Source organism: Streptomyces sp. TAA040 (assembly GCF_000424845.1).
In genome coordinates this window covers 121,010-140,002 of sequence record NZ_AUKR01000010.1, presented here as the reverse complement: position 1 = coordinate 140,002, position 18,993 = coordinate 121,010, and the positions used below count along the sequence as shown (strand labels likewise).

Here is an 18,993-nt window from a genome sequence, read left to right as displayed (position 1 = left end):
CGACCGCCGAACCTGGTACCGGGTAATGCCGGCGTAGGGAGTGGGTCTCATGACCATGCAGGATGCACGCATGCCCGAAGGGGCCGAGCCGGACATGCTCGGCTGGCACAAGGGATACGTGAGCGGGTCGCGACCGGACATCCGGGTCGCCGTCCGCCGGGTGCACCTCACCAACGGCCGCGACGTGACGCTGTACGACACGTCCGGCCCGTACACCGACCCCGAGATCGACAACGACGTGCGCCGCGGACTGGCTCCGCTGCGGAAGAACTGGATCATCAGCAGGGGGGACACCGAGGAGTACGCGGGCCGCGCCCCGCGGCCGGAGGACGACGGGATCAAGCACACCTCGCCGCGCGGCGGGTTGCACAACCTCGACGCAGTCTTCCCCGGCCGGCCCCGGGTGCCGCGGCGCGGACGCGGCGGCACCGCCGTCTCGCAACTCGCTCGCGCCAAGCGGGGCGAGATCACCCCGGAGATGGAGTACGTCGGCATCCGCGAGAACCGGGCGCCGGAGTTCGTCCGGGACGAGATCGCCGCCGGGCGCGCGGTGCTGCCCGCGAACGTCAACCACCCGGAGACCGAGCCGATGATCATCGGCAAGAACTTCCTGGTGAAGGTGAACGCCAACATCGGCAACTCCGCCGTGACCTCCTCCATCGAGGAGGAGGTGGACAAGATGACCTGGGCGACCCGTTGGGGCGCCGACACCGTCATGGACCTCTCCACCGGCCGCAACATCCACACCACCCGCGAGTGGGTGCTGCGCAACTCGCCCGTGCCGATCGGCACCGTGCCGCTCTACCAGGCGTTGGAGAAGGTGGAGGGCCGAGCGGAGGAGCTGAGCTGGGAGGTCTACCGGGACACCGTCGTCGAGCAGGCCGAGCAGGGCGTCGACTACATGACGGTGCACGCGGGGGTCCTGCTGCGGTACGTCCCGCTGACGGCCCGCCGGAAGACCGGCATCGTCTCCCGCGGCGGCTCGATCATGGCCGCCTGGTGCCTGGCCCACCACCGGGAGAGCTTCCTCTACACCCACTTCGAGGAGCTCTGCGAGATCCTCGCCTCCTACGACATCACCTTCTCGCTCGGTGACGGCCTGCGCCCCGGGTCGATCGCCGACGCCAACGACGAGGCCCAGTTCGCCGAACTGGAGACCCTGGGCGAGCTCAACCGAATCGCCAAGGCGCACGACGTGCAGACCATGGTCGAGGGCCCGGGACACGTTCCGATGCACAAGATCAAGGAGAACGTCGACCGCCAGCAGGAGATCTGCGAGGAGGCGCCGTTCTACACCCTCGGGCCGCTGACCACCGACATCGCGCCCGCGTACGACCACATCACCTCAGGCATCGGTGCGGCGATGATCGCCTGGTGGGGCACCGCGATGCTGTGCTACGTCACCCCGAAGGAGCACCTGGGGCTGCCGAACCGCGACGACGTCAAGACCGGAGTGATCACCTACAAGATCGCCGCGCACGCCGCCGACCTGGCGAAGGGCCATCCCGGCGCCCAGGAATGGGACGACGCGCTCTCCGACGCCCGCTTCGAGTTCCGTTGGGAGGACCAGTTCAACCTGGCGCTGGACCCGGACACCGCCCGGGAGTTCCACGACGAGACCCTCCCGGCCGAACCCGCCAAGACCGCGCACTTCTGCTCCATGTGCGGTCCCAAGTTCTGCTCGATGAAGATCAGTAGAAGCATCATGGACGAGTTCGGCGGAGAGGCGGACGCCACCCCGAAGGAGATCGAGGCCGGGATGCTGGAGAAGTCGCGGGAGTTCGCGGAGGCGGGCAACCGCGTCTACCTGCCGCTGGCGGACTGAGCCGCAGGTCGGGGCGTGCCGGGTACCGCGGCCGGGCGCCCCGACCGGCCGGTCGGCGGTCGGGGCGGCGCCGTTAGTGGGACGGGTGCTCGGGGCCGCCGTAGTCGGGGCTGGAGAAGTCCGGGCTGGAGTACCTCGGCCGGGGACCGTGGTGGTCGGGGTCCTCCCCTGCCGGACTGGAGAAGCCGGGGTGCGAGTAGCCCAGCCGCGGCGTCCGTCCCTCGCGGTCCTCCTCGGAGGTGCGGACCCCCGCGGACGAGGTGGGTTCCGGTTCGGGTGAGGCGTCCAGGGAGTCGCGCAGGAACGGCACGATGCCGCGTTCCAGCAGGGCCTCCCGCCAGGCCTCCCGGGCGTGGCACATCTCCTCGGTGCGGGCGTCTGGGGCGAGGCCCGCGGCTCCCGGGCGGATGGAACTGGAGGAGTTGCGCAGGGCGGTGACGAGGAGGCCGCCACTGGCGAGCAGCAGGCCCCCGGCGGTGAGCGCGGCGAAGACCCAGCCGACGCTCCGCATCGGCGCCGCGAGGGACGGCTCGGGCGAGACGACGCCGAGGCCGTAACCGACGGCCAGGAAGATCACTGCCGCGGTGCCGGCCAGCACCGGCGCCAGGACCGTCAGAACGGCGAAGAGACCGGCGCCGCCGGGTTCGGTGATTCCGCCGGCGAGGCCCCCGCCGCCGCTCGCGGCGGAGGTGCCGTTCTGCTCCGGCCGACGCAGCCGCTCGCGCAGCGCGACGAAGTGCTGGTACTCGACCGCGGCGCAGGCGCTGATCGCGTTCGAGGCGCTGATGGCCATGTCGCGCAACTGCTCGTTGCTGAGGCGTCTCCCCAGCGCGGCCAGCTCCGGACGTCGGGACGCGGTGCGCAGTGCTTCGTCGAGGACCCGCTCGAACTCGGGTCGGTCCTCGATGCGCAGATGCGGAGCGCTGTTCATGTACATCCCCCGATGCTCCTTCGGGCCGAGGCGCGCCGGCCGAGTGCCGACGATCGGTGGGGCCTGGGCGGAGTCCCTCCTGCGGGGATGGGGGCCGGGCGGCTGAGAGGTCGGTAGGGAGGAGAGGCTCGCTTGCGGCAGGACCGATGGTAGAGCGCCCGCGGCGTGCGGTGACAGGGTGTTTGAGGAAATTGCTCGCGCAGGTGCACAGGTGGCGGCGGTGCGGCGGCTCCGCGGGTCGGTTTCCGGTGCCGCGGACGACATGATCAAGCCATTGCGGCGGGGGCGGTGGTCCCGGGCGTGTCGCATCGTCGCCCGCCCCGGGCCACCGGTGGCCCGGGGCGGGCGACGATGCCGGGCGGGTCCGCTCCGGCGGGGCGGGCGGCGCCGTGCGGGGGCGGGCGCCCCGCCCCGGCGCGGGGCGATCAGTCGGGGAGTGGGAGCCGGGCGACGAGCAGCCGGCCGGCCATCGTCACGCCGCCGTCCATGCCCACGGCGAGTCCGTCGGCGTAGAGGTGGGGGCCGCTCACCTGGACGGCGCTGGCGCCGTCCGTGCCGCTCTCGTCGCCGGTCGGGGCCTCGCCGAGCAGGTACGGGATGGGACTGTGGCCGTGCACGATGCGGCCGCCGCCGTAGGTGTCCAGCAGTTCCGCGGCCGTCCGGCTGCCGCCCTCGTCGCGGAAGGCGAAGCGTTTGGTGAACTTCCGGAACAGCTCCCAGGTCTCGTCCGCGTCCCGGCGCTCCAGCGCTTCGGTGATCGCGTCGTTCACGGCGGCGATGCTGGTGCCGTAGTCGAGGTAGGCGGTGGTGTCGGAGTGCACCAGGAGGTGGTCGTCGGCGAGGGTCATGGCGTCCAGCCGCGTCATCCACCGCAGGTGGTGCTCCTGGAGGCGCTCCATGTCGGTGCGCTGGCCGCCGTTGAGCAGCCAGGCGGCCTGGAAGGAGGCGGTTCCGGCCCCGGAGCTGATGGGGGTGTCGGCGAAGCGCTTCGCGCCGATCAGCAGCAGCTCGTGGTTACCCATCAGGGCCTTGCAGTATCCCCCTGCGGCGGCCGCCTCGGCGGAGAGCTGCATGACGAGGTCGATGACGCCGATGCCGTCGGGGCCGCGGTCGGTGAAATCACCGAGGAACCAGAGCCGGGCGGTGCCGGCGATCCAGTGGTCCTCGGCGTCGATGAGGCCGGTCTCGCGCAGTGCGGCGCGCAGCTCGTCAAGGTAGCCGTGGACGTCCCCGACGACGTACAGCGGTCCGGTGGGCGCATCCGTCACGGTGGCCGGGTCGGCCACCGCGACGGGCGTCTCCCGGCCGATCACCGGGAGGTCACGCTGGGTCGGGGTGTACGCGTCGTCGGGATGGGGCGGGCCGGGATCGGGCACGCGCGGTGCACCTGCCCTCTCTGTGCTCTGCCCCATACCGGGTCCCTGACCGGCCCCCTGAGTCATCGACCCCTCCACCACTGTGCGCCGCCTGTGCACCTGCCGGACGATGCCCTGGTCGCACGCCGGGCCCGGTGCCGTTCGCCCATCATAGGAACGCTGATCGACGCTTGTGACGCACCTGGGGGTGGCAATTGCTGCGAGGGTCCGGTGCGGAGTGAATTTCCGCTGAATTCTCCGGGTCTGCCGGGGGCACCGTGCGACGTCAGTCCGTTGCGGGTGCGCGTGGTGCGCTGACGGTGGTCCGGGGGTTGCGTCGCTGGGACGAGGTGCGGACGATCAGGTCGGTCGGCATCACCTGCTGGATCATGCGGCCGTTGTCGAGCCCTTCGATGGCGTCGATGAGCAACTGGATAACGGCCGTCCCGATCCGCCTCGGTTTGAGGGAGAGCGTGGTGACGGGCGGTTCGGTGGCCGCGTAGACGGTGGATTCGCTGCAGCACACGAGCAGGAGGTCCTCGGGGACCCGCAGGCCGTACCGCCGGGCGGCGGCGAGCAGGTCGGTGCCGTTGGGGTCGAAGAGGCCGTAGACGGCGTCCGGGCGGTCCGGGCGGGCAAGGAGCCGGTCTGCGGCGACGGCCCCGGCGCACGGGTCGTGCGCCGGGTAGGCCTCGTAGATCGGTTCCTGACCGACCCGCTCGCACCAGGTGAGGTAGGCCGTGGTGGACAGGCGGGTGTACGTGTCCGTGCTGGTGCCGGTGAGTAGCCCGATCCGGCGGGCGCCGGACTCGGCGAGGTGGTCCAGGAGCCCGGTGACCGCTGCCTCGTGGTCGTTGTCCACCCAGGCAGTGACCGGAAGGCTGGCGGCCGGGCGGCCGTCCGAGACGACGGGGATGCCCTGCCGGACGAGTTCGGTGACGACGGGGTCGTGGTCGGCCGGGTCGATGACCACGGTGCCGTCGAGGGCGACGTTGGACCAGGCGTCGATGGTGCTGTGCCGGGCCGGGGCGGGCAGGATCACCAGCGCGTATCCGCGGGCGAGCGCGGCGGAGGTGGCCGCGCGGACCATCTCGGCGAAGTAGGCGAACTCGGTGAAGGTGAACGGTTCTTCGCCGTAGGTCGTGACGGTGAGGCCGATCAGGCCGGATTTGCCGGTGCGGAGTGTCCGGGCGGCTGCCGAGGGGCGGTAGCCGAGCCGGTCGGCGACTTCTCGGACGTGGCGTCGGGTGGCGTCCGGCAGCCTCCCCTTGCCATTGAGTGCGTCGGACACGGTCGTGATCGAGACGCCGGCGGCGGCGGCGACATCGCGGATGCCTGCTCGTCCCAGCCGGCGGCCGGTGGACCGGCTCACCTGGTGCTTCCCTGCTGCTGTCATGGCGAGCCGATAGTAGGGCTGAGCGGAGGGGGCGCGACGACCGTTCCGCAGAGGTGCGGAAGTCACGATTCTGCAAGATCATTTAGCGTTAATTGCCTTCGATGACATGGGCGTTGACGGGTGAATTCATGATCATTACGGGTGAACCCCGGGTTGCGCCCGTGGTTCGGTTGATGTTTCGAAGAGGTCTCAACTCACCTGCACGAGTGACGCGCGCCAGGGAGTTCGCCACCAGCGCGGGCAGCCCATCGCGCGCCCCCGGGCTCTGGCAGTACGCTCCGCGGCGGATTCCTTCTAAGGTGAGCAGCGATGCTGATCGGCCGTGGCCCGAGCGGGTGAACGGCGCGCGGAGGCCGCGGTGCCGGCCGATGTCTGTCGAGGAGGACAGCGATGACCGACGAGACCCCGAGGCTGCGGGCGGCGCTCGACGCCGTACCGGCCTACCGGCCCGGACGCCCCGCCGCAGAGGGCGGCGCCGTCTCCTACAAGCTGTCTTCCAACGAGAACCCCTACCCGCCGCTGCCGGGCGTGCTGGAGTCCGTGGTGGGCTCGGCCGCGTCCTTCAACCGGTACCCGGACATGGCGTGCACCGGTCTGGTGGCCGCCCTGGCCGACCGCTTCCGCGTGCCGGTCGCGCACCTGGCCACCGGCACCGGGTCGGTGGGCGTCGCGCAGCAACTGCTTCAGGCGACCGCCGGGCCGGGAGACGAGGTCGTCTACGCCTGGCGCTCGTTCGAGGCCTACCCGATCATCACCCGCATCTCCGGGGCGACCGCGGTCGAGGTGCCGCTCACCGCGTCGGAGGAGCACGACCTGGACGCGATGGCGGACGCCGTCACCGAGCGGACCCGACTCGTTTTCGTCTGCAATCCGAACAACCCGACGGGTGCCGCCCTCGGCCGGGCCGCACTGGAACGCTTCCTCGACCGGGTGCCCCGGGACGTCCTGGTGGTGCTCGACGAGGCCTACCGCGAGTTCGTCCGGGACGAGGACGTCCCCGACGGCCTGGATCTCTACCGGGACCGGCCGAACGTCTGCGTGCTGCGCACCTTCTCGAAGGCCTACGGCCTTGCCGGGCTCCGGGTGGGCTTCGCGGTGGCGCACGAGCCGGTGGCGGCGGCGCTGCGCAAGACGGCTGTCCCCTTCGGGGTGAGCCAGCTCGCCCAGGACGCGGCGGTGGCCTCGCTGCGGAGCGAGGAGGCCCTGCTGGAGCGGGTGGAGGCGCTGGTGGCGGAGCGTGCCCGGGTCTCGCGTGAACTGGTCGCCCAGGGGTGGCCGGTGCCGGTCTCGCAGTCCAACTTCGTGTGGCTGCGGCTCGGCGAGCGCACCGGCGACTTCGCGGCTGCCGCCGAGCGCGCCGGGGTCGTCGTGCGGCCGTTCCCCGAGGAGGGGACCCGGGTGACGATCGGCGAGGTCGCGGCCAACGACCTGTTCCTGCGCACTGCCGCGGAGTTCCGCAAGGAACTCTGAGCGGCAGACTCGTCCGGCCGCGCGCCCCCGACCTCCCCGGGCCGGGGGCGCGCGTCGTGTTCAGGAGGGGCCGGAACGCGGCCCGGCACGGACGGGGCTGAAAGCATGCGGCGCCGGACGGACAAACCGGAAATCGGACCCCCGGGTATCCGGTGCCGGGGAGTGGGGCATAATGGAATCGCTTGTGAACGCTTTCACAAAAGCTTGTGAAAGTAATCACGAGCATGTCTGCCGTGCACGGTCCGACGGCTTCCGTCCTCCGAGTCGCTGCCGCCGGTCCGGGGAGCCGAACGCCGACCGGTCAGCCGGTCAGCCGGCGGCGGGCACGGCGGACGCGGCAGTCACCACGGCGAGCTGAAGGAGAGAAGCGACGTGGGTTCCGTAGACCTCGCACTGGCGCCGGAGACCCTGGCGCGGTGGCAGTTCGGCATCACCACCGTCTACCACTTCCTCTTCGTACCCCTGACGATCTCGCTGGCCTCGCTCGTCGCCGGCCTGCAGACCGCCTGGGTCCGGACCGGGAAGCGGAAGTACCTCGGGGCGACCAAGTTCTGGGGCAAGCTCTTCCTGATCAACATCGCCATGGGCGTGGTCACCGGCATCCTCCAGGAGTTCCAGTTCGGGATGAACTGGTCCGACTACTCCCGGTTCGTCGGTGACGTCTTCGGCGCCCCGCTGGCCTTCGAGGCGCTGATCGCCTTCTTCTTCGAATCCACCTTCATCGGACTGTGGATCTTCGGCTGGGACAAGCTGCCGCAGCGCATCCACCTCGCCTGCATCTGGATGGTCGCGATCGGCACCGTGCTCTCCGCGTACTTCATCCTGGCGGCCAACTCCTGGATGCAGCACCCGGTCGGGTACCGCATCAACGAGGAGGCGGGCCGCGCGGAACTGACCGACTTCGTCCAGGTGCTCACCCAGAACACTGCGCTCGCCCAGTTCTTCCACACCCTCACGGCCGCCTTCCTCACCGGCGCCGCCTTCGTGGTCGGCGTCTCCGCCTGGCACCTGAGGCGCGGCCGGCACGTCCCGGTCATGCGTGGCTCGCTGCGGCTGGGCCTGATCACCCTCGTCACCGCCGGGCTCCTGACGGCGGTCAGCGGCGACCGGCTTGCCAAGATCATGTACGAGCAGCAGCCCATGAAGATGGCTGCGGCCGAGGCCCTCTGGGAGACGGAGGGGCCCGCTCCGTTCTCGCTCTTCGCCTACGGCGACGTGGACGAGGGGCACAACAAGGTCGCGATCGAGGTGCCCGGCCTGCTGTCCTTCCTCGCCCACGACAACTTCACCGAGCCCGTCCCCGGCATCAACGACACCCAGGAGCAGTTGCGGGAGCGCTACGGCGACCGCTTCGGTCTCGACGACTACCGCCCCAACATCCCGGTCACCTACTGGGCGTTCCGCTGGATGATCGGCTTCGGCATGACCTCGGTCGCCCTCGGTGCCGTCGGGCTGTGGCTCACCCGGCGCCGGCTGTGGCTGAGCGGGGAGCACCGTGCCGCCGCGGCCGACGAGGGGGCCGTCCCCCGCCTCGTGCTCACCCGTGGCAGGCTGCTCGGCCCGCTGCTCACCGGCTGGTACTGGCGACTGTCCGTCCTGACGCTGGCCTTCCCCCTGATCGCCAACGGCTGGGGCTGGATCTTCACCGAGATGGGGCGGCAGCCCTGGGTCGTCTACGGAGTGCTGCCCACCGCCTCAGCGGTCTCCCCGAGCGTCTCGCAGTTCGAGGTCATCACCTCGATGACGGTGTTCACCCTGCTCTACGCGGCGCTCGCGGTCGTCGAGGTCAAGCTGCTGGCGAAGTACGTCAAGGCCGGTCCACCGGAACTGACCGAGGCCGACCTGAACCCGCCGACCAGGGTCGGCGGCGACCGCAGCAACCCCGACCGACCGATGGCCTTCTCCTACTGAGCAGCTGAGGAGCGCATGATGGAACTGCACACCGCCTGGTTCGTCCTCATCGGCGTCCTGTGGACCGGCTACTTCTTCCTGGAGGGCTTCGACTTCGGCGTCGGCGTCCTGACCAGACTGCTCGCCCGGAACCGCACCGAGCGCCGGGTCCTGGTCAACACCATCGGCCCGGTCTGGGACGGGAACGAGGTCTGGCTGCTCACCGCGGGCGGTGCGACCTTCGCCGCCTTCCCCGACTGGTACGCCACCCTCTTCTCCGGGTTCTACCTGCCGCTGCTGCTCATCCTCGTGTGCCTGATCCTGCGCGGACTCGCCTTCGAGTACCGGTCCAAGCGGCCCGAGGAACAGTGGCAGCACAACTGGGAGCGGGCCATCTTCTGGTGCTCGCTGCTGCCGGCCTTCCTCTGGGGCGTGGCCTTCGCCAACATCGTGCACGGGGTGCGAATCGGCCCGGACAAGGAGTACGCGGGCAACCTGCTGGACCTGCTCGCGCCGCACGCCCTGCTGGGCGGCCTCGTCACCCTGGCGCTGTTCACCTTCCACGGCGCGGTCTTCGTCGCGCTGAAGACGGTCGGTGACATCAGGGCCAGGGCCCGTCGGCTCGCGGGCCGGCTCGGTCTGCTCACAGCCGTGCTCGCCGCGGCCTTCCTCGGCTGGACCCAGGCCGCCACAGGGGACGCCGCGAGCCTGGCGTCCCTGCTGGTCGCGGTGGTCTCCCTGCTCGTGGCGCTGGCGGCCAACACCCGCGGACGCGAGGGCTGGGCCTTCCTCCACTCCGGCGTCGCCGTCGCCGCCACGGTGGCGACCCTGTTCCTGGCGCTCTTCCCGGACGTCATGCCCTCCTCGCTGAACGAGGAGTGGAGCCTGACGGTCAGCAACGCCGCCTCGACCCCGTACACGCTGACGATCATGACCTGGTGCGCCGCGCTCGCCACTCCGGTGGTGCTGCTCTACCAGGGGTGGACGTACTGGGTCTTCCGCAAGCGGATCGGTACCCAGCACATCCAGGGCGCCGAGGCCGCCCCCGCCCCGCCCGCTTCCGCCGGCATCTGAGCCGCGGACCCGCGCGTCCGCACCGCCTGCGCGACAGTCCGCCAGGAACCACCACCACCGCCACCGTTCCGGGAGGCCCGTATGCGACCCGTCGACCCGCGCCTGCTGCGCCACGCCCGCACGACGCGGCTCTTCCTGCTCGCCGCCGTCGCGCTCGGACTCGCCGGGGCGGGCCTGGTCATCGGCCAGGCCGTGCTCCTCGCCGAGGTCGTGGTGCGCGCCTTCCAGCAGGGCGCGTCGGCGGCGGAACTGCGTACGTCACTGCTGTGGCTGGTGGCGGTCGCGCTGGGACGGGCTCTCGTCGCCTGGCTCACCGAGCTGGCCGCGCACCGCTCCAGCGCGGCCGTGAAGTCCCAGCTGCGCACCCGCCTGCTGGCGCACGCCACGGCACTCGGGCCGGCCTGGCTGTCCGAGCGCCGCACCGGGGAGCTGACCGCGCTGGCCACCCGCGGCATCGACGCGCTCGACGACTACTTCGCGCGCTACCTGCCGCAACTCGGCCTGGCGGCGATGGTGCCGCTCGCCGTCCTCGCCAGGATCGTGTTCTCGGACTGGATCGCCGCACTGACGATCGTTGTCACCCTGCCGCTCATCCCGCTGTTCATGGTCCTGATCGGCCTGGCCACCCAGGCGCACATGGACCGGCAGTGGCACCAGCTGTCCCGGCTCTCGCACCATTTCCTGGACGTGGTGGCCGGGCTGCCCACGCTGAAGGTCTTCGGACGGGCCAAGGCGCAGGCCGAGAGCATCAGGGCGGTGACCGGCGACTACCGCCGGGCCACCCTGCGCACCCTGCGCCTGGCGTTCCTCTCCTCGTTCGCCCTCGAACTGCTTGCCACGATCTCCGTGGCCCTGGTCGCGGTGGGTGTCGGCATGCGGCTGGTACACGGCGAACTCGACCTCCGCACCGGCCTGGTGGTGCTGATCCTGGCCCCCGAGGCCTACCTCCCGCTCCGCCAGGTCGGCGCCCAGTACCACGCCGCCGCCGAAGGGCTCTCCGCCGCCGAGGAGGTCTTCGCCGTCCTCGAAACCCCGCTCCCGGCGGCCCCGGGCGCGGGACCACCGGCGAGCCGGGCCGACGCGTCCGCGGGCGACGCCCCGGACGGCCGGGCGCAGCGTGCCTGCAGCGCGGCGCCCGGGATTCGGGTGGAGGAGCTGGTCGTACGGCACCCCGGGCGCACCGCTCCCTCGCTGCCCTCCACCACGCTGGCCCTGAGCCCGGGCGAGACGGTGGCACTCGTCGGCCCCTCCGGTGCCGGCAAGTCCACCCTGCTCGCCGCCCTGCTGGGGTTCCGCCGGCCCACGAGCGGCCGGATCACGGTGGACGGGACCGACCTCGCCGCACTCCCGCCGGACGAGTGGCACCGGAAGGTGGCCTGGGTGCCGCAGCATCCGCACCTCTTCGCCGGCACTGTCGCGGACAACGTCCGGCTGACCAGTCCGGACGCCGACGACGCCCGAGTGGCGCGGGCGCTCGCGGACGCCGGAGGCGCGGACATCGACCCGGTGGCCCCGCTCGGCGAGGACGGCGGCGGCCTGTCGGCGGGCCAGCGCCGACGCGTCGCGCTGGCCCGGGCCTTCCTGGCCGACCGTCCGGTGCTGCTGCTGGACGAACCGACGGCCTCGCTGGACGGCGCGACCGAGGCGGCCGTCGTCGAGGCCGTCGCCCGGCTCGTCCGCGGCCGGACCGTCCTGCTGGCCGTGCACCGCCCCGCGCTGCTGGCCGTCGCGGACCGGGTGGTGCGCCTCCCGGGCCCCGGGCGCACCGGCGCCCCCGCCCACCTCAGCGCGCCCGCTGGTGCCTTCGCCGACCTCGCCGTTCCCGCTGGCGCCGCCGACCTTGCCGACGGCAGCCGTCCGGGGCTGCCGGGGCAGGCCCCGCGCGCCGCGGGACTCTCCGTGGCGCACGCGCAGGCCCCGCCGGCCTACGGCCGCCCCGCCGCGAGGGCCGACCTGTTCATCGACTTCGGTACCGGTACCGGTACCGACCCTGCCCCTGATACCGACACCGGTACCGACGCCCGCGGAGGGCCCGGAACCGACGGACCGGACGCCGGGAGCGCGGTGGTGTCCGCGGACCGGGCCGGCGGCGGGGAGGGTGTCGACCGCGGCACGTCCGCCCGCCTCCGGGCCGCAGGGCACGGGCTGCGCCGCCGCTTCGCGCTGGGCGCGGTGCTGGGCGCCCTGGCCACGGCCAGTTCCGTCGGACTGCTCGCGGTCTCCGGCTGGTTGATTTCCCGGGCCTCCGAACAGCCCCCGGTCCTGTATCTGATGGTGGCGGTCACCGCCACCAGGGCCTTCGGCATTGGCCGAGCCGTCTTCCGGTACACCGAGCGGCTGGTCTCGCACGACGCCGTGTTGCGGGTCCTGGGCGAACTGCGGGTCACCGTGTTCCGGCGGCTGGAGCGACTGACGCCCGCGGGGCTGCGGCAGGCCCGCCGCGGTGACCTGCTGGCCCGGCTCGTCGGAGACGTCGACACCCTCCAGGACCACTTCCTGCGGTGGTTGCTCCCAGTCAGCTCCGCCGCGCTGGTGGCCGTCGCCTCGGTCGCCTTCACCGGCTGGCTGGTACCCGCCGCGGGCGCCGCACTGGCTCTCGGACTGCTGGCCGCCGGGGCCGGGGTGCCCCTCCTCACCGGGATCCTCTCCCGCCGCACCGAGCGGCAGCTCGCCCCGGCCCGGGGTGTCCTCTCGACGCGGACGGTGGACCTGCTGACCGGCACAGGGGAGCTGACGGTCGCCGGTGCGCTGCCCGGCAGACTGCACGCCCTGCGTACGGCCGACTCCGCGCTCACCGGGATCGCCGCCCGATCCGCGGCCGTCACCGCACTCGCCGGCGGGCTGACCGCGCTCGCCACCGGGCTCACGGTGGCCGCCGCCGCCCTGTTCGGGGTGCGGGCCGTGCACGAGGGCCAACTCCCCGGCGTCTGGCTCGCCGTGGTGGTGCTCACCCCGCTGGCCGCTTTCGAGTCGGTGCTCGGCCTGCCACTCGCCGTGCAGCACCGGCAGCGGGTCGGGCGCAGCGCCGAGCGTATCCACGAGGTGCTGGACGCCCCCGATCCCGTCCGGGAGCCGGTGCGTTCCGCCTCCGTGCCGGAGAGCCCCTTTCCGCTCCGGCTCGCCGGGCTGACGGTGCGCCACTCCGGTCAGCGGCGTCCCGCGCTCGCCGGGATCGACCTGCGGCTCGACGCGGGCCGCCGGGTCGCGGTCGTCGGCCCCTCCGGTTCGGGCAAGACCACCCTGGCACTGGCCCTGCTGCGGTTCCTCGATCCGGAGTCCGGCGGCTACACCCTCGGTGGCGCCGACGCGTGCGCACTGGACGGCGACACGGTGCGCCGCAGCGTGGGCCTTTGCGCCCAGGACGCGCACCTCTTCGACAGCACCCTGCGGGAGAACCTGCGCCTCGCCCGGACCGGGGCCGACGAGGAGGAACTGCGCTCCGCCCTGGCCGCCGCCCGACTGCTGGACTGGGCGGAGGCCCTGCCCGCAGGGCTGGACACCGCGATCGGCGAGCACGGTGCGCGGCTCTCCGGCGGGCAGCGGCAGCGGCTGGCACTGGCCCGGGCGCTGCTCGCCGACTTCCCGGTGCTCGTACTGGACGAACCAGCCGAGCACCTGGACCTGGCCACGGCCGACGCGCTCACCGCCGACCTGCTGGCCGCGACGGAGGGCCGCGCCGGGCTGCTGATCACCCACCGGATGGCCGGACTGGAAGCGGTGGACGAGGTGCTTGTGCTGGACGGGGGGCGGGTGGTCCAGCGCGGGCCCTTCCACCGGCTCGCCGCCGAGGACGGGCCGCTGCGGGAGATGGTCGCGCGGGAACGCGCGGCCGATGCCCTGGACTCCTCCGGGCCCGCCGCACCCGACCCCTGCGGCGCCCTCCCCCCGCCCGAGGTCCGCCCGCTCGCCACCGCGGCTGTGCCGTCCGAGGGGGGTCGCTGAGGCCGACCGCGCGACACCGCGGTCGGGCCCACCGGGGCTGTCGCAAGCCGGGCGGACGCGTCCGGGGCTCAGTCCCGGTCGGCGAGCAGCCGCTCGATGACGACCGCGACCCCGTCCTCGTTGTTGGTGACGGTGCGGTCGGTGGTGGCGGCGAGGACGGCCGGGTGGGCGTTGGCCATCGCGTACGAGGTGCCGGCCCAGGTGAGCATCTCCAGGTCGTTGGGCATGTCGCCGAAGGCAACCACCTCCGACGCGGCGATACCGCGTTCGGCGCAGCAGAGCTCCAGGGTGCTCGCCTTGCTCACGCCGGCGCCGCTGACCTCCAGCAGCGCCGTCGGGCTGGAGCGGGTGAAGGAGGCCGAGTCGCCTGCGGCCTCCCGGGCCATCGTGAGGAAGAGGTCCGGGTCGAGCGCGCCGTGCTGGGCGAGCAGCTTGAGCACCGGCTGGTCGGCGAAGATCGAGTCCCCGGCCAGCAGCTTGCCGACCGGGGCGATGACGGACCCGGGGTCCTCGAAGAACGGCGGGTAGTCCGGCTCGTAGTGGATGCCGCCGGTGCGTTCCACGGCGAAGCTGACGCCTGCCGCCGCCTCCCGCAGGGCGGCGACGACGGACAGTGCGGCGCTCCTCGGCAGGTCGCGCACCCGGACGATCTCACCGCCGCGGTGCAGGTCCACGACGGCGGCGCCGTTGGCGCAGATCGCCAGCCCGTGCCCGTGCACGTGGACGCTGACGACGTCCATCCAGCGCGCGGGGCGGCCGGTGACGAAGAAGACCTCGACGCCCGCCGCCTCGGCCGCGGCCAGCGCCGCGACCGTGCGCGCGGAGACGGTCTTGTTGTCGTGGAGGAGCGTCCCGTCCAGGTCGGTGGCGATCAGTCGCGGACGGCGGCGGGGGGCGGGGGCGTCAGTCACGGACGCCATCCTTGCGCATCCGCGCGCACAGGCGTGCGGGAGGGTGCCCGAATGAGCTACCCGGAGCGCGGCAGCCGCCCGGAACCGCCGGGCAGGCATCCCGGTGCGGGGACCTTGCCGCGGGCCGTGGCGGCGGGCGGGTGCGGACGCGCCGTCCCGGTCAGCGGACGACGTCGAGGACGTTCATCTGCAGGCCGTTGGCGTAGACCTCGTGCTCGACGAGGCGCAGCTTCCGGGTGTCCCTGTCCGTGGTGCTGAAGAGCCGCTTGCCCGCGCCGAGCAGGAGCGGGAAGACGAGCAGGTGGTAGCGGTCGATCAGGCCGGCGTCCGAGAGGGAGCGGTTCAGTGAGGCACTGCCGTGGATGATGATCGGGCCGCCCTCGGTCTCCTTGAGCGCGGCGACGTCGTCGAGCGCGCGCAGGATCGTCGTCTCGCCCCAGTTTGACACCAGTCCGCCCTCGGTGAGGGTGGTCGAGACGACGTACTTCGGCATCGTCCGGTAGCCGGCGAAGTCCTCCATGCCGGGCCACACCGGGCTGAAGGCCTCGTAGCTGGTGCGGCCCATCAGCATCGCGGTGGCTTCCCGCTGCTCACGATCCTTGAGGGCGAACGCCGCGGGGAGGAACTCGACGTCTTGGAAGGTCCATCCGGCGTTGCGGTATCCGGGCTCGCCGCCTGGTGCCTCCACCACGCCGTCGAGCGAGAGGAAGGCGGTGCTGATGAGGGTACGCATGGGGTCCTCGGTTTCTCGCGTGCGGTTCCTCGGCATCAGTGCATGAGGAGCAGTCGTGTGTTCGGGACGAGCTTCCGGTTCACGCTGGTGCTCTGCACGAAGATCGTGAACTCGTCGTTCCGGTCCGGCTTGACACGCACGTCGTCGTCCGGCAGGCGGAGCAGGGCTCGGGCCTCGGGGCCTGTGTACACCCGGTCGGTCTTCTTCTCCAGTACCGCGATCCGCTTCCGCGCCTGGATCTTCTCCGACTTGCTCAGCTGGTAGAACGCGCCGCCGGTTCGGTAGGTGTGCCCGCACGCGACGACCCACTCACGGATCGCCGTGTTCCGGTCCACCGGTATGAGCTGGTAGTCCGAGGTGTTCACCGAGGCGAGGCCGGCCGCCCTGACAGTGTCCTTGTTGACCGCCTCCGCACCTGCGGAGAACACCGCACGCGACCCGCGGATGCCCTGGGCGCGGCCCACCATGAACTTCTCGGTGGCCTCCCGGATGACCTGCCCGGCCTCCTCCAGGCCCTGGGTGCTCGTGGCGTCCCAGATGGCGATGTTGTCCTTCGGGAAACCGCACACCATGGCCTCGCTCGTGCCCGACTGGTCGGGCACGAGCACAGCCAGCGTCCAGTTGTCCTGCTGCGTCTCGAACATCGCGCTCACGGCCTCGACCAGCTCACGCCGATCCGTGGAGGGGGCGTTCGGGCAGCGGTGGCTCGCGTTCTCCTGCCCGTCGGTGAGGACGAACGTGAGGAAGCTGTGGTCGCCGTAGAGCTGGGCGGTCTGCGCCAGCTCCCGCTGGGACTGCAACGCGGCCGCCAGCAGAGAGGTCATGCCCCCGGCACGATAGAGCTGCTTCAGCGAGGGCATCCGCAGCACGTCCTTGTCGTAGACGGCGCACTCGACCCGGTCCGCGAAGACGTACACCGTGACGCGGGTCTCCTGGTCCAGTTCTCTCGACCGGCGGGCGAGATGGGCGATCTGCTGGTCGGCGACGTCCACGACCTTGCGGCTCAGGTGTGACATGGACGAACTGGCGTCCAGTACGAGAGCGACGTGGTTGATGTAGTTCTGCGTACCGGACATGGCAGCTCCCCCTCGTTCCGACTCGGTGCCCTTACCGTCTCAGCCGCCACTGACAATCGGCCCCGGCCCGCAGAGCCGCCGGGAGGCCTCGCCACCCCCGGCTCCGGGCGGACGGGGCGGGCCGCGGCGGCAGGTCGGCGGCCGCGGGGAAGCCGCGTATCGCCGGACCCATGCGTCCGAGTACCGTGATCCTTCCCGTCCAGCGTCGGCACGACGGGGGCCGGGAGCGGTGGACCCGGGCCGAGGAGCTGGGGTTCCACACCAGCTACACCCACGACCACCTCTCCTGGCGGGTCCCCTTCCGCGAGGGGCCCTGGTTCGGGGCTGTGCCGACGCTGACCGCCGCCGCGGCGGCCATCTCCGGGATGCGGCTGGGCACGCTGGTCACCTCAGTCAAGCCTCGTTCGCCTATCGCGGCCTGATCTGCGAACACGTACATCGGACCGCTTGGTCCCGACCGAAGCGGATCAGAGCGCGATGAGTCGGACGCGGCCACCGCACAGCTTGGCCATGTCGTCGACGTCCGAGGTGAGCATCGCCACCGGGCCCGGCTGGCGGAGCGCCAGCTCGGCGACGGTGGCATCGACCGCGTACTTGTGGCCGTGCAGGCCGACCTCTGTCAGCAGCCCGGCGGCGGTTCTGACCGCTTGCTCGGTGACCGCTTCGACCTTGACCCCCAGTTCAGCCGGACCGTGTTCACCCGAGCGTGCATGACTTCCACGATGGTGTTGGAGCAGACCACGAGATCGGCCGCCATCGAATGGAAGGACCGGATCACCGTCCGGTAGGCGGTACTGCAGGGTGAAGGGGAGTGGTCGGTGATCCGGATCGCCTCACCCTCGTCCAGCAGTCGCTCAGGCACAGCCGCCTCCAGCAGGAGGGGCGTCAACCAGCGGTCGAAGCGGGCACTCTGAGCGAAGGCGACCAGCTCACCCGTCAACTCGGCACTGCTCTCGGTGAGATCGGTCAGCGACGGCTCCGCGGCACCCTGACGCGCGCCCTGTACTGCCTCAGCCACGTTCAGCCCTCTCGCACGAACCCGTTCCGCGTGAAGTGAAAGGTGTCCGGCCTCAACCGGCCCAGTGGCGGTATGCCTCGACCCGCTCAGCTCCCTCGGGTGCCGGGCTGGGCAACGGCAGGTCCAGGTTGTCGATCGGCTGCCGGACACGGCCACGCGAGCACAGGGCGACGATCGTGCCGTCGGGCGTGAGGCCGACACCGCGCACGGTCACCTCGACGCCGAGAACTGCGGTGGTGAAGGGCACATCGAGGTGCTCCTCAAGCATGGTGAACAGACCGGTCCGCTGCTCGTCCTCGCCGTAGGCGTCTACCGTCGCCTCTTCGATCATGGCCTCACAATCGGTCCTACCCTACGTGCTCACGACGTCAGGATAGCGACCCCCGCCTCGACACTGGCACAGCTTCCCGAACCTGCGCCGCCGGCATATCCGTGGCAGCGGGAAGCCCGCGTATCGTCGGGGCCATGCGTCTGAGCACCGTGATCCTCCCCATCCACCGGTGGAGCGAGGGACAGAAGATCTGGCGGCGGGCTGAAGAACTCGGCTTCCACGCCGCCTACACCTACGACCATCTCTCCTGGCGGAGCTTCCGCGACGGGCCATGGTTCGGCGCGATCCCGACGCTCACAGGCGCCGCGACGGTGACGCAGAGTATGCGTTTGGGCACGCTCGTGACCTCCCCGAACTTCCGGCATCCGGTCACCCTGGCCAAGGAACTGATCTCGCTGGACGACATCTCCGGTGGGCGCGTCACGCTGGGCATCGGGGCAGGCGGCAGCGGGTTCGACGCCACCGCGCTGCACGGGAGCCAGGAGCGGCCCTGGACGCCGAAGGAGCGCGCCGACCGGTTCGGCGAGTTCGTACCGCTGCTGGACCGCCTGCTGACCGAGGACGCCACCACGTACGAGGGCGCGCACTACGCGGCGCACGAGGTGCGCAACATTCCCGGCTGCGTGCAGCGCCCGCGGGTGCCGTTCGCGGTGGCCGCCACCGGTCCGCGCGGGATGCGGCTGGCCGCCCGGCACGGTCAGGCGTGGGTGACCATCGGTGACCCCGCCTCGGGCAGCGCGGGCACCGAGGCGCAGGCCCGGAACGCGGTCCGGGAGCAGCTCGACCGGCTGGCCGCGACCTGCGAGCGGGAGGGGCGGGATCCGGCGGAACTGTCCAAGGTGATGCTCACCGGCTTCACCCCGGACCGGCTGATGGACTCGGTGGACGCCTTCGTGGACTTCGCCGGGGCGCACAAGGTGCTCGGCATCGACGAACTGGTGCTGCACTGGCCGCTGCCCGGCACCCCCTTCGAGGCGGATCCGAAGGTCTTCGAGGCCATCGCGACGGACGGCGTCTCGCAACTGCGGCGGGGGATCTGAC

The 18,993-nt window shown here is 71.8% G+C and carries 13 protein-coding genes and 2 pseudogenes; 7 read left to right on the top strand and 8 right to left on the bottom strand.

Going from position 1 to position 18,993, the window contains the following annotated elements; all coding sequences use genetic code 11:
- The first annotated feature begins 49 nt into the window (after positions 1 to 49).
- Complete coding sequence (gene thiC / locus H300_RS0110800) at positions 50 to 1,825, top strand: phosphomethylpyrimidine synthase ThiC (protein WP_028427440.1); 1,776 nt, start codon at positions 50 to 52, stop codon at positions 1,823 to 1,825.
- Positions 1,826 to 1,898: 73 nt separating this feature from the next.
- Here thiC and H300_RS0110795 read toward each other — a convergent pair whose 3' ends face one another.
- The 3 genes from H300_RS0110795 to H300_RS0110785 all read right to left on the bottom strand — a co-directional run bounded on the left by H300_RS0110795 (position 1,899) and on the right by H300_RS0110785 (position 5,507).
- Positions 1,899 to 2,762 carry a hypothetical protein gene (locus tag H300_RS0110795; RefSeq protein WP_028427439.1) on the bottom strand — a complete coding sequence of 288 codons (864 nt, stop codon included), beginning with the start codon at positions 2,760 to 2,762 and terminating at the stop codon, positions 1,899 to 1,901.
- Between the two features lie 419 nt (positions 2,763 to 3,181).
- Positions 3,182 to 4,213: a metallophosphoesterase family protein gene (locus tag H300_RS0110790; RefSeq protein WP_078515892.1), complete on the bottom strand. Its 1,032-nt coding sequence runs from the start codon at positions 4,211 to 4,213 to the stop codon at positions 3,182 to 3,184.
- A gap of 184 nt (positions 4,214 to 4,397) precedes the next feature.
- Positions 4,398 to 5,507, bottom strand: a complete 1,110-nt coding sequence (locus tag H300_RS0110785; protein ID WP_028427437.1) for a LacI family DNA-binding transcriptional regulator — start codon at positions 5,505 to 5,507, stop codon at positions 4,398 to 4,400.
- 390 nt (positions 5,508 to 5,897) lie between these two features.
- On the opposite strand from H300_RS0110785, the gene hisC reads away from it, so the two are divergent.
- From hisC to cydD, 4 genes are all read left to right on the top strand, one after another.
- Positions 5,898 to 6,977: a histidinol-phosphate transaminase gene (gene hisC, locus H300_RS0110780; RefSeq protein ID WP_028427436.1), complete on the top strand. Its 1,080-nt coding sequence runs from the start codon at positions 5,898 to 5,900 to the stop codon at positions 6,975 to 6,977.
- Between the two features lie 372 nt (positions 6,978 to 7,349).
- Entirely contained in the window at positions 7,350 to 8,888 is a 1,539-nt protein-coding gene (locus tag H300_RS0110775) for a cytochrome ubiquinol oxidase subunit I (protein ID WP_037979882.1), read from the top strand.
- A gap of 18 nt (positions 8,889 to 8,906) precedes the next feature.
- The gene (gene cydB, locus H300_RS0110770; RefSeq protein WP_028427434.1) at positions 8,907 to 9,941 is read left to right on the top strand and encodes a cytochrome d ubiquinol oxidase subunit II; all 1,035 of its coding nucleotides are present in this window, start codon (positions 8,907 to 8,909) and stop codon (positions 9,939 to 9,941) included.
- Positions 9,942 to 10,022: 81 nt separating this feature from the next.
- Complete coding sequence (gene cydD / locus H300_RS26235) at positions 10,023 to 13,883, top strand: thiol reductant ABC exporter subunit CydD (RefSeq protein WP_078515891.1); 3,861 nt, start codon at positions 10,023 to 10,025, stop codon at positions 13,881 to 13,883.
- A gap of 68 nt (positions 13,884 to 13,951) precedes the next feature.
- Here the strand turns inward: cydD and H300_RS0110760 are convergent, their stop codons facing one another.
- From H300_RS0110760 to H300_RS0110750, 3 genes are all read right to left on the bottom strand, one after another.
- Positions 13,952 to 14,803, bottom strand: a complete 852-nt coding sequence (locus H300_RS0110760; RefSeq protein ID WP_037979881.1) for a Cof-type HAD-IIB family hydrolase — start codon at positions 14,801 to 14,803, stop codon at positions 13,952 to 13,954.
- A 151-nt stretch (positions 14,804 to 14,954) separates the two neighbouring features.
- Complete coding sequence (locus H300_RS0110755) at positions 14,955 to 15,527, bottom strand: dihydrofolate reductase family protein (protein ID WP_028427432.1); 573 nt, start codon at positions 15,525 to 15,527, stop codon at positions 14,955 to 14,957.
- A 35-nt stretch (positions 15,528 to 15,562) separates the two neighbouring features.
- The gene (locus H300_RS0110750) at positions 15,563 to 16,603 is read right to left on the bottom strand and encodes a vWA domain-containing protein (RefSeq protein ID WP_028427431.1); all 1,041 of its coding nucleotides are present in this window, start codon (positions 16,601 to 16,603) and stop codon (positions 15,563 to 15,565) included.
- Positions 16,604 to 16,773: 170 nt separating this feature from the next.
- On the opposite strand from H300_RS0110750, the pseudogene H300_RS26230 reads away from it, so the two are divergent.
- Positions 16,774 to 17,016, top strand: a pseudogene (locus tag H300_RS26230) (LLM class flavin-dependent oxidoreductase); the annotation flags it as partial.
- A gap of 54 nt (positions 17,017 to 17,070) precedes the next feature.
- On the opposite strand, the pseudogene H300_RS30045 reads toward H300_RS26230, so the two are convergent.
- Positions 17,071 to 17,426, bottom strand: a pseudogene (locus H300_RS30045) (DNA-binding protein).
- 247 nt (positions 17,427 to 17,673) lie between these two features.
- Positions 17,674 to 17,952, bottom strand: a complete 279-nt coding sequence (locus H300_RS0110730; protein ID WP_028427428.1) for a calcium-binding protein — start codon at positions 17,950 to 17,952, stop codon at positions 17,674 to 17,676.
- 134 nt (positions 17,953 to 18,086) lie between these two features.
- Here H300_RS0110730 and H300_RS0110725 point away from each other — a divergent pair, with 134 nt between their 5' ends.
- Positions 18,087 to 18,992 (top strand): LLM class flavin-dependent oxidoreductase, encoded by a 906-nt coding sequence (locus H300_RS0110725; RefSeq protein ID WP_028427427.1) that lies wholly within the window; start codon positions 18,087 to 18,089, stop codon positions 18,990 to 18,992.
- Position 18,993 lies beyond the last annotated feature (1 nt).

Bases quoted from the DNA above. Each gene is read 5' to 3' on its own strand.
- thiC (WP_028427440.1), top strand. From the start codon at position 50: ATGACCATGCAGGATGCACGCATGCCCGAAGGGGCCGAGCCGGACATG.
- H300_RS0110795 (WP_028427439.1), bottom strand. From the start codon at position 2,762: ATGTACATGAACAGCGCTCCGCATCTGCGCATCGAGGACCGACCCGAG.
- H300_RS0110785 (WP_028427437.1), bottom strand. From the start codon at position 5,507: ATGACAGCAGCAGGGAAGCACCAGGTGAGCCGGTCCACCGGCCGCCGG.
- hisC (WP_028427436.1), top strand. From the start codon at position 5,898: ATGACCGACGAGACCCCGAGGCTGCGGGCGGCGCTCGACGCCGTACCG.
- cydB (WP_028427434.1), top strand. From the start codon at position 8,907: ATGGAACTGCACACCGCCTGGTTCGTCCTCATCGGCGTCCTGTGGACC.
- cydD (WP_078515891.1), top strand. From the start codon at position 10,023: ATGCGACCCGTCGACCCGCGCCTGCTGCGCCACGCCCGCACGACGCGG.
- H300_RS0110760 (WP_037979881.1), bottom strand. From the start codon at position 14,803: ATGGCGTCCGTGACTGACGCCCCCGCCCCCCGCCGCCGTCCGCGACTG.
- H300_RS0110755 (WP_028427432.1), bottom strand. From the start codon at position 15,527: ATGCGTACCCTCATCAGCACCGCCTTCCTCTCGCTCGACGGCGTGGTG.
- H300_RS0110750 (WP_028427431.1), bottom strand. From the start codon at position 16,603: ATGTCCGGTACGCAGAACTACATCAACCACGTCGCTCTCGTACTGGAC.
- H300_RS0110730 (WP_028427428.1), bottom strand. From the start codon at position 17,952: ATGATCGAAGAGGCGACGGTAGACGCCTACGGCGAGGACGAGCAGCGG.
- H300_RS0110725 (WP_028427427.1), top strand. From the start codon at position 18,087: ATGCGTCTGAGCACCGTGATCCTCCCCATCCACCGGTGGAGCGAGGGA.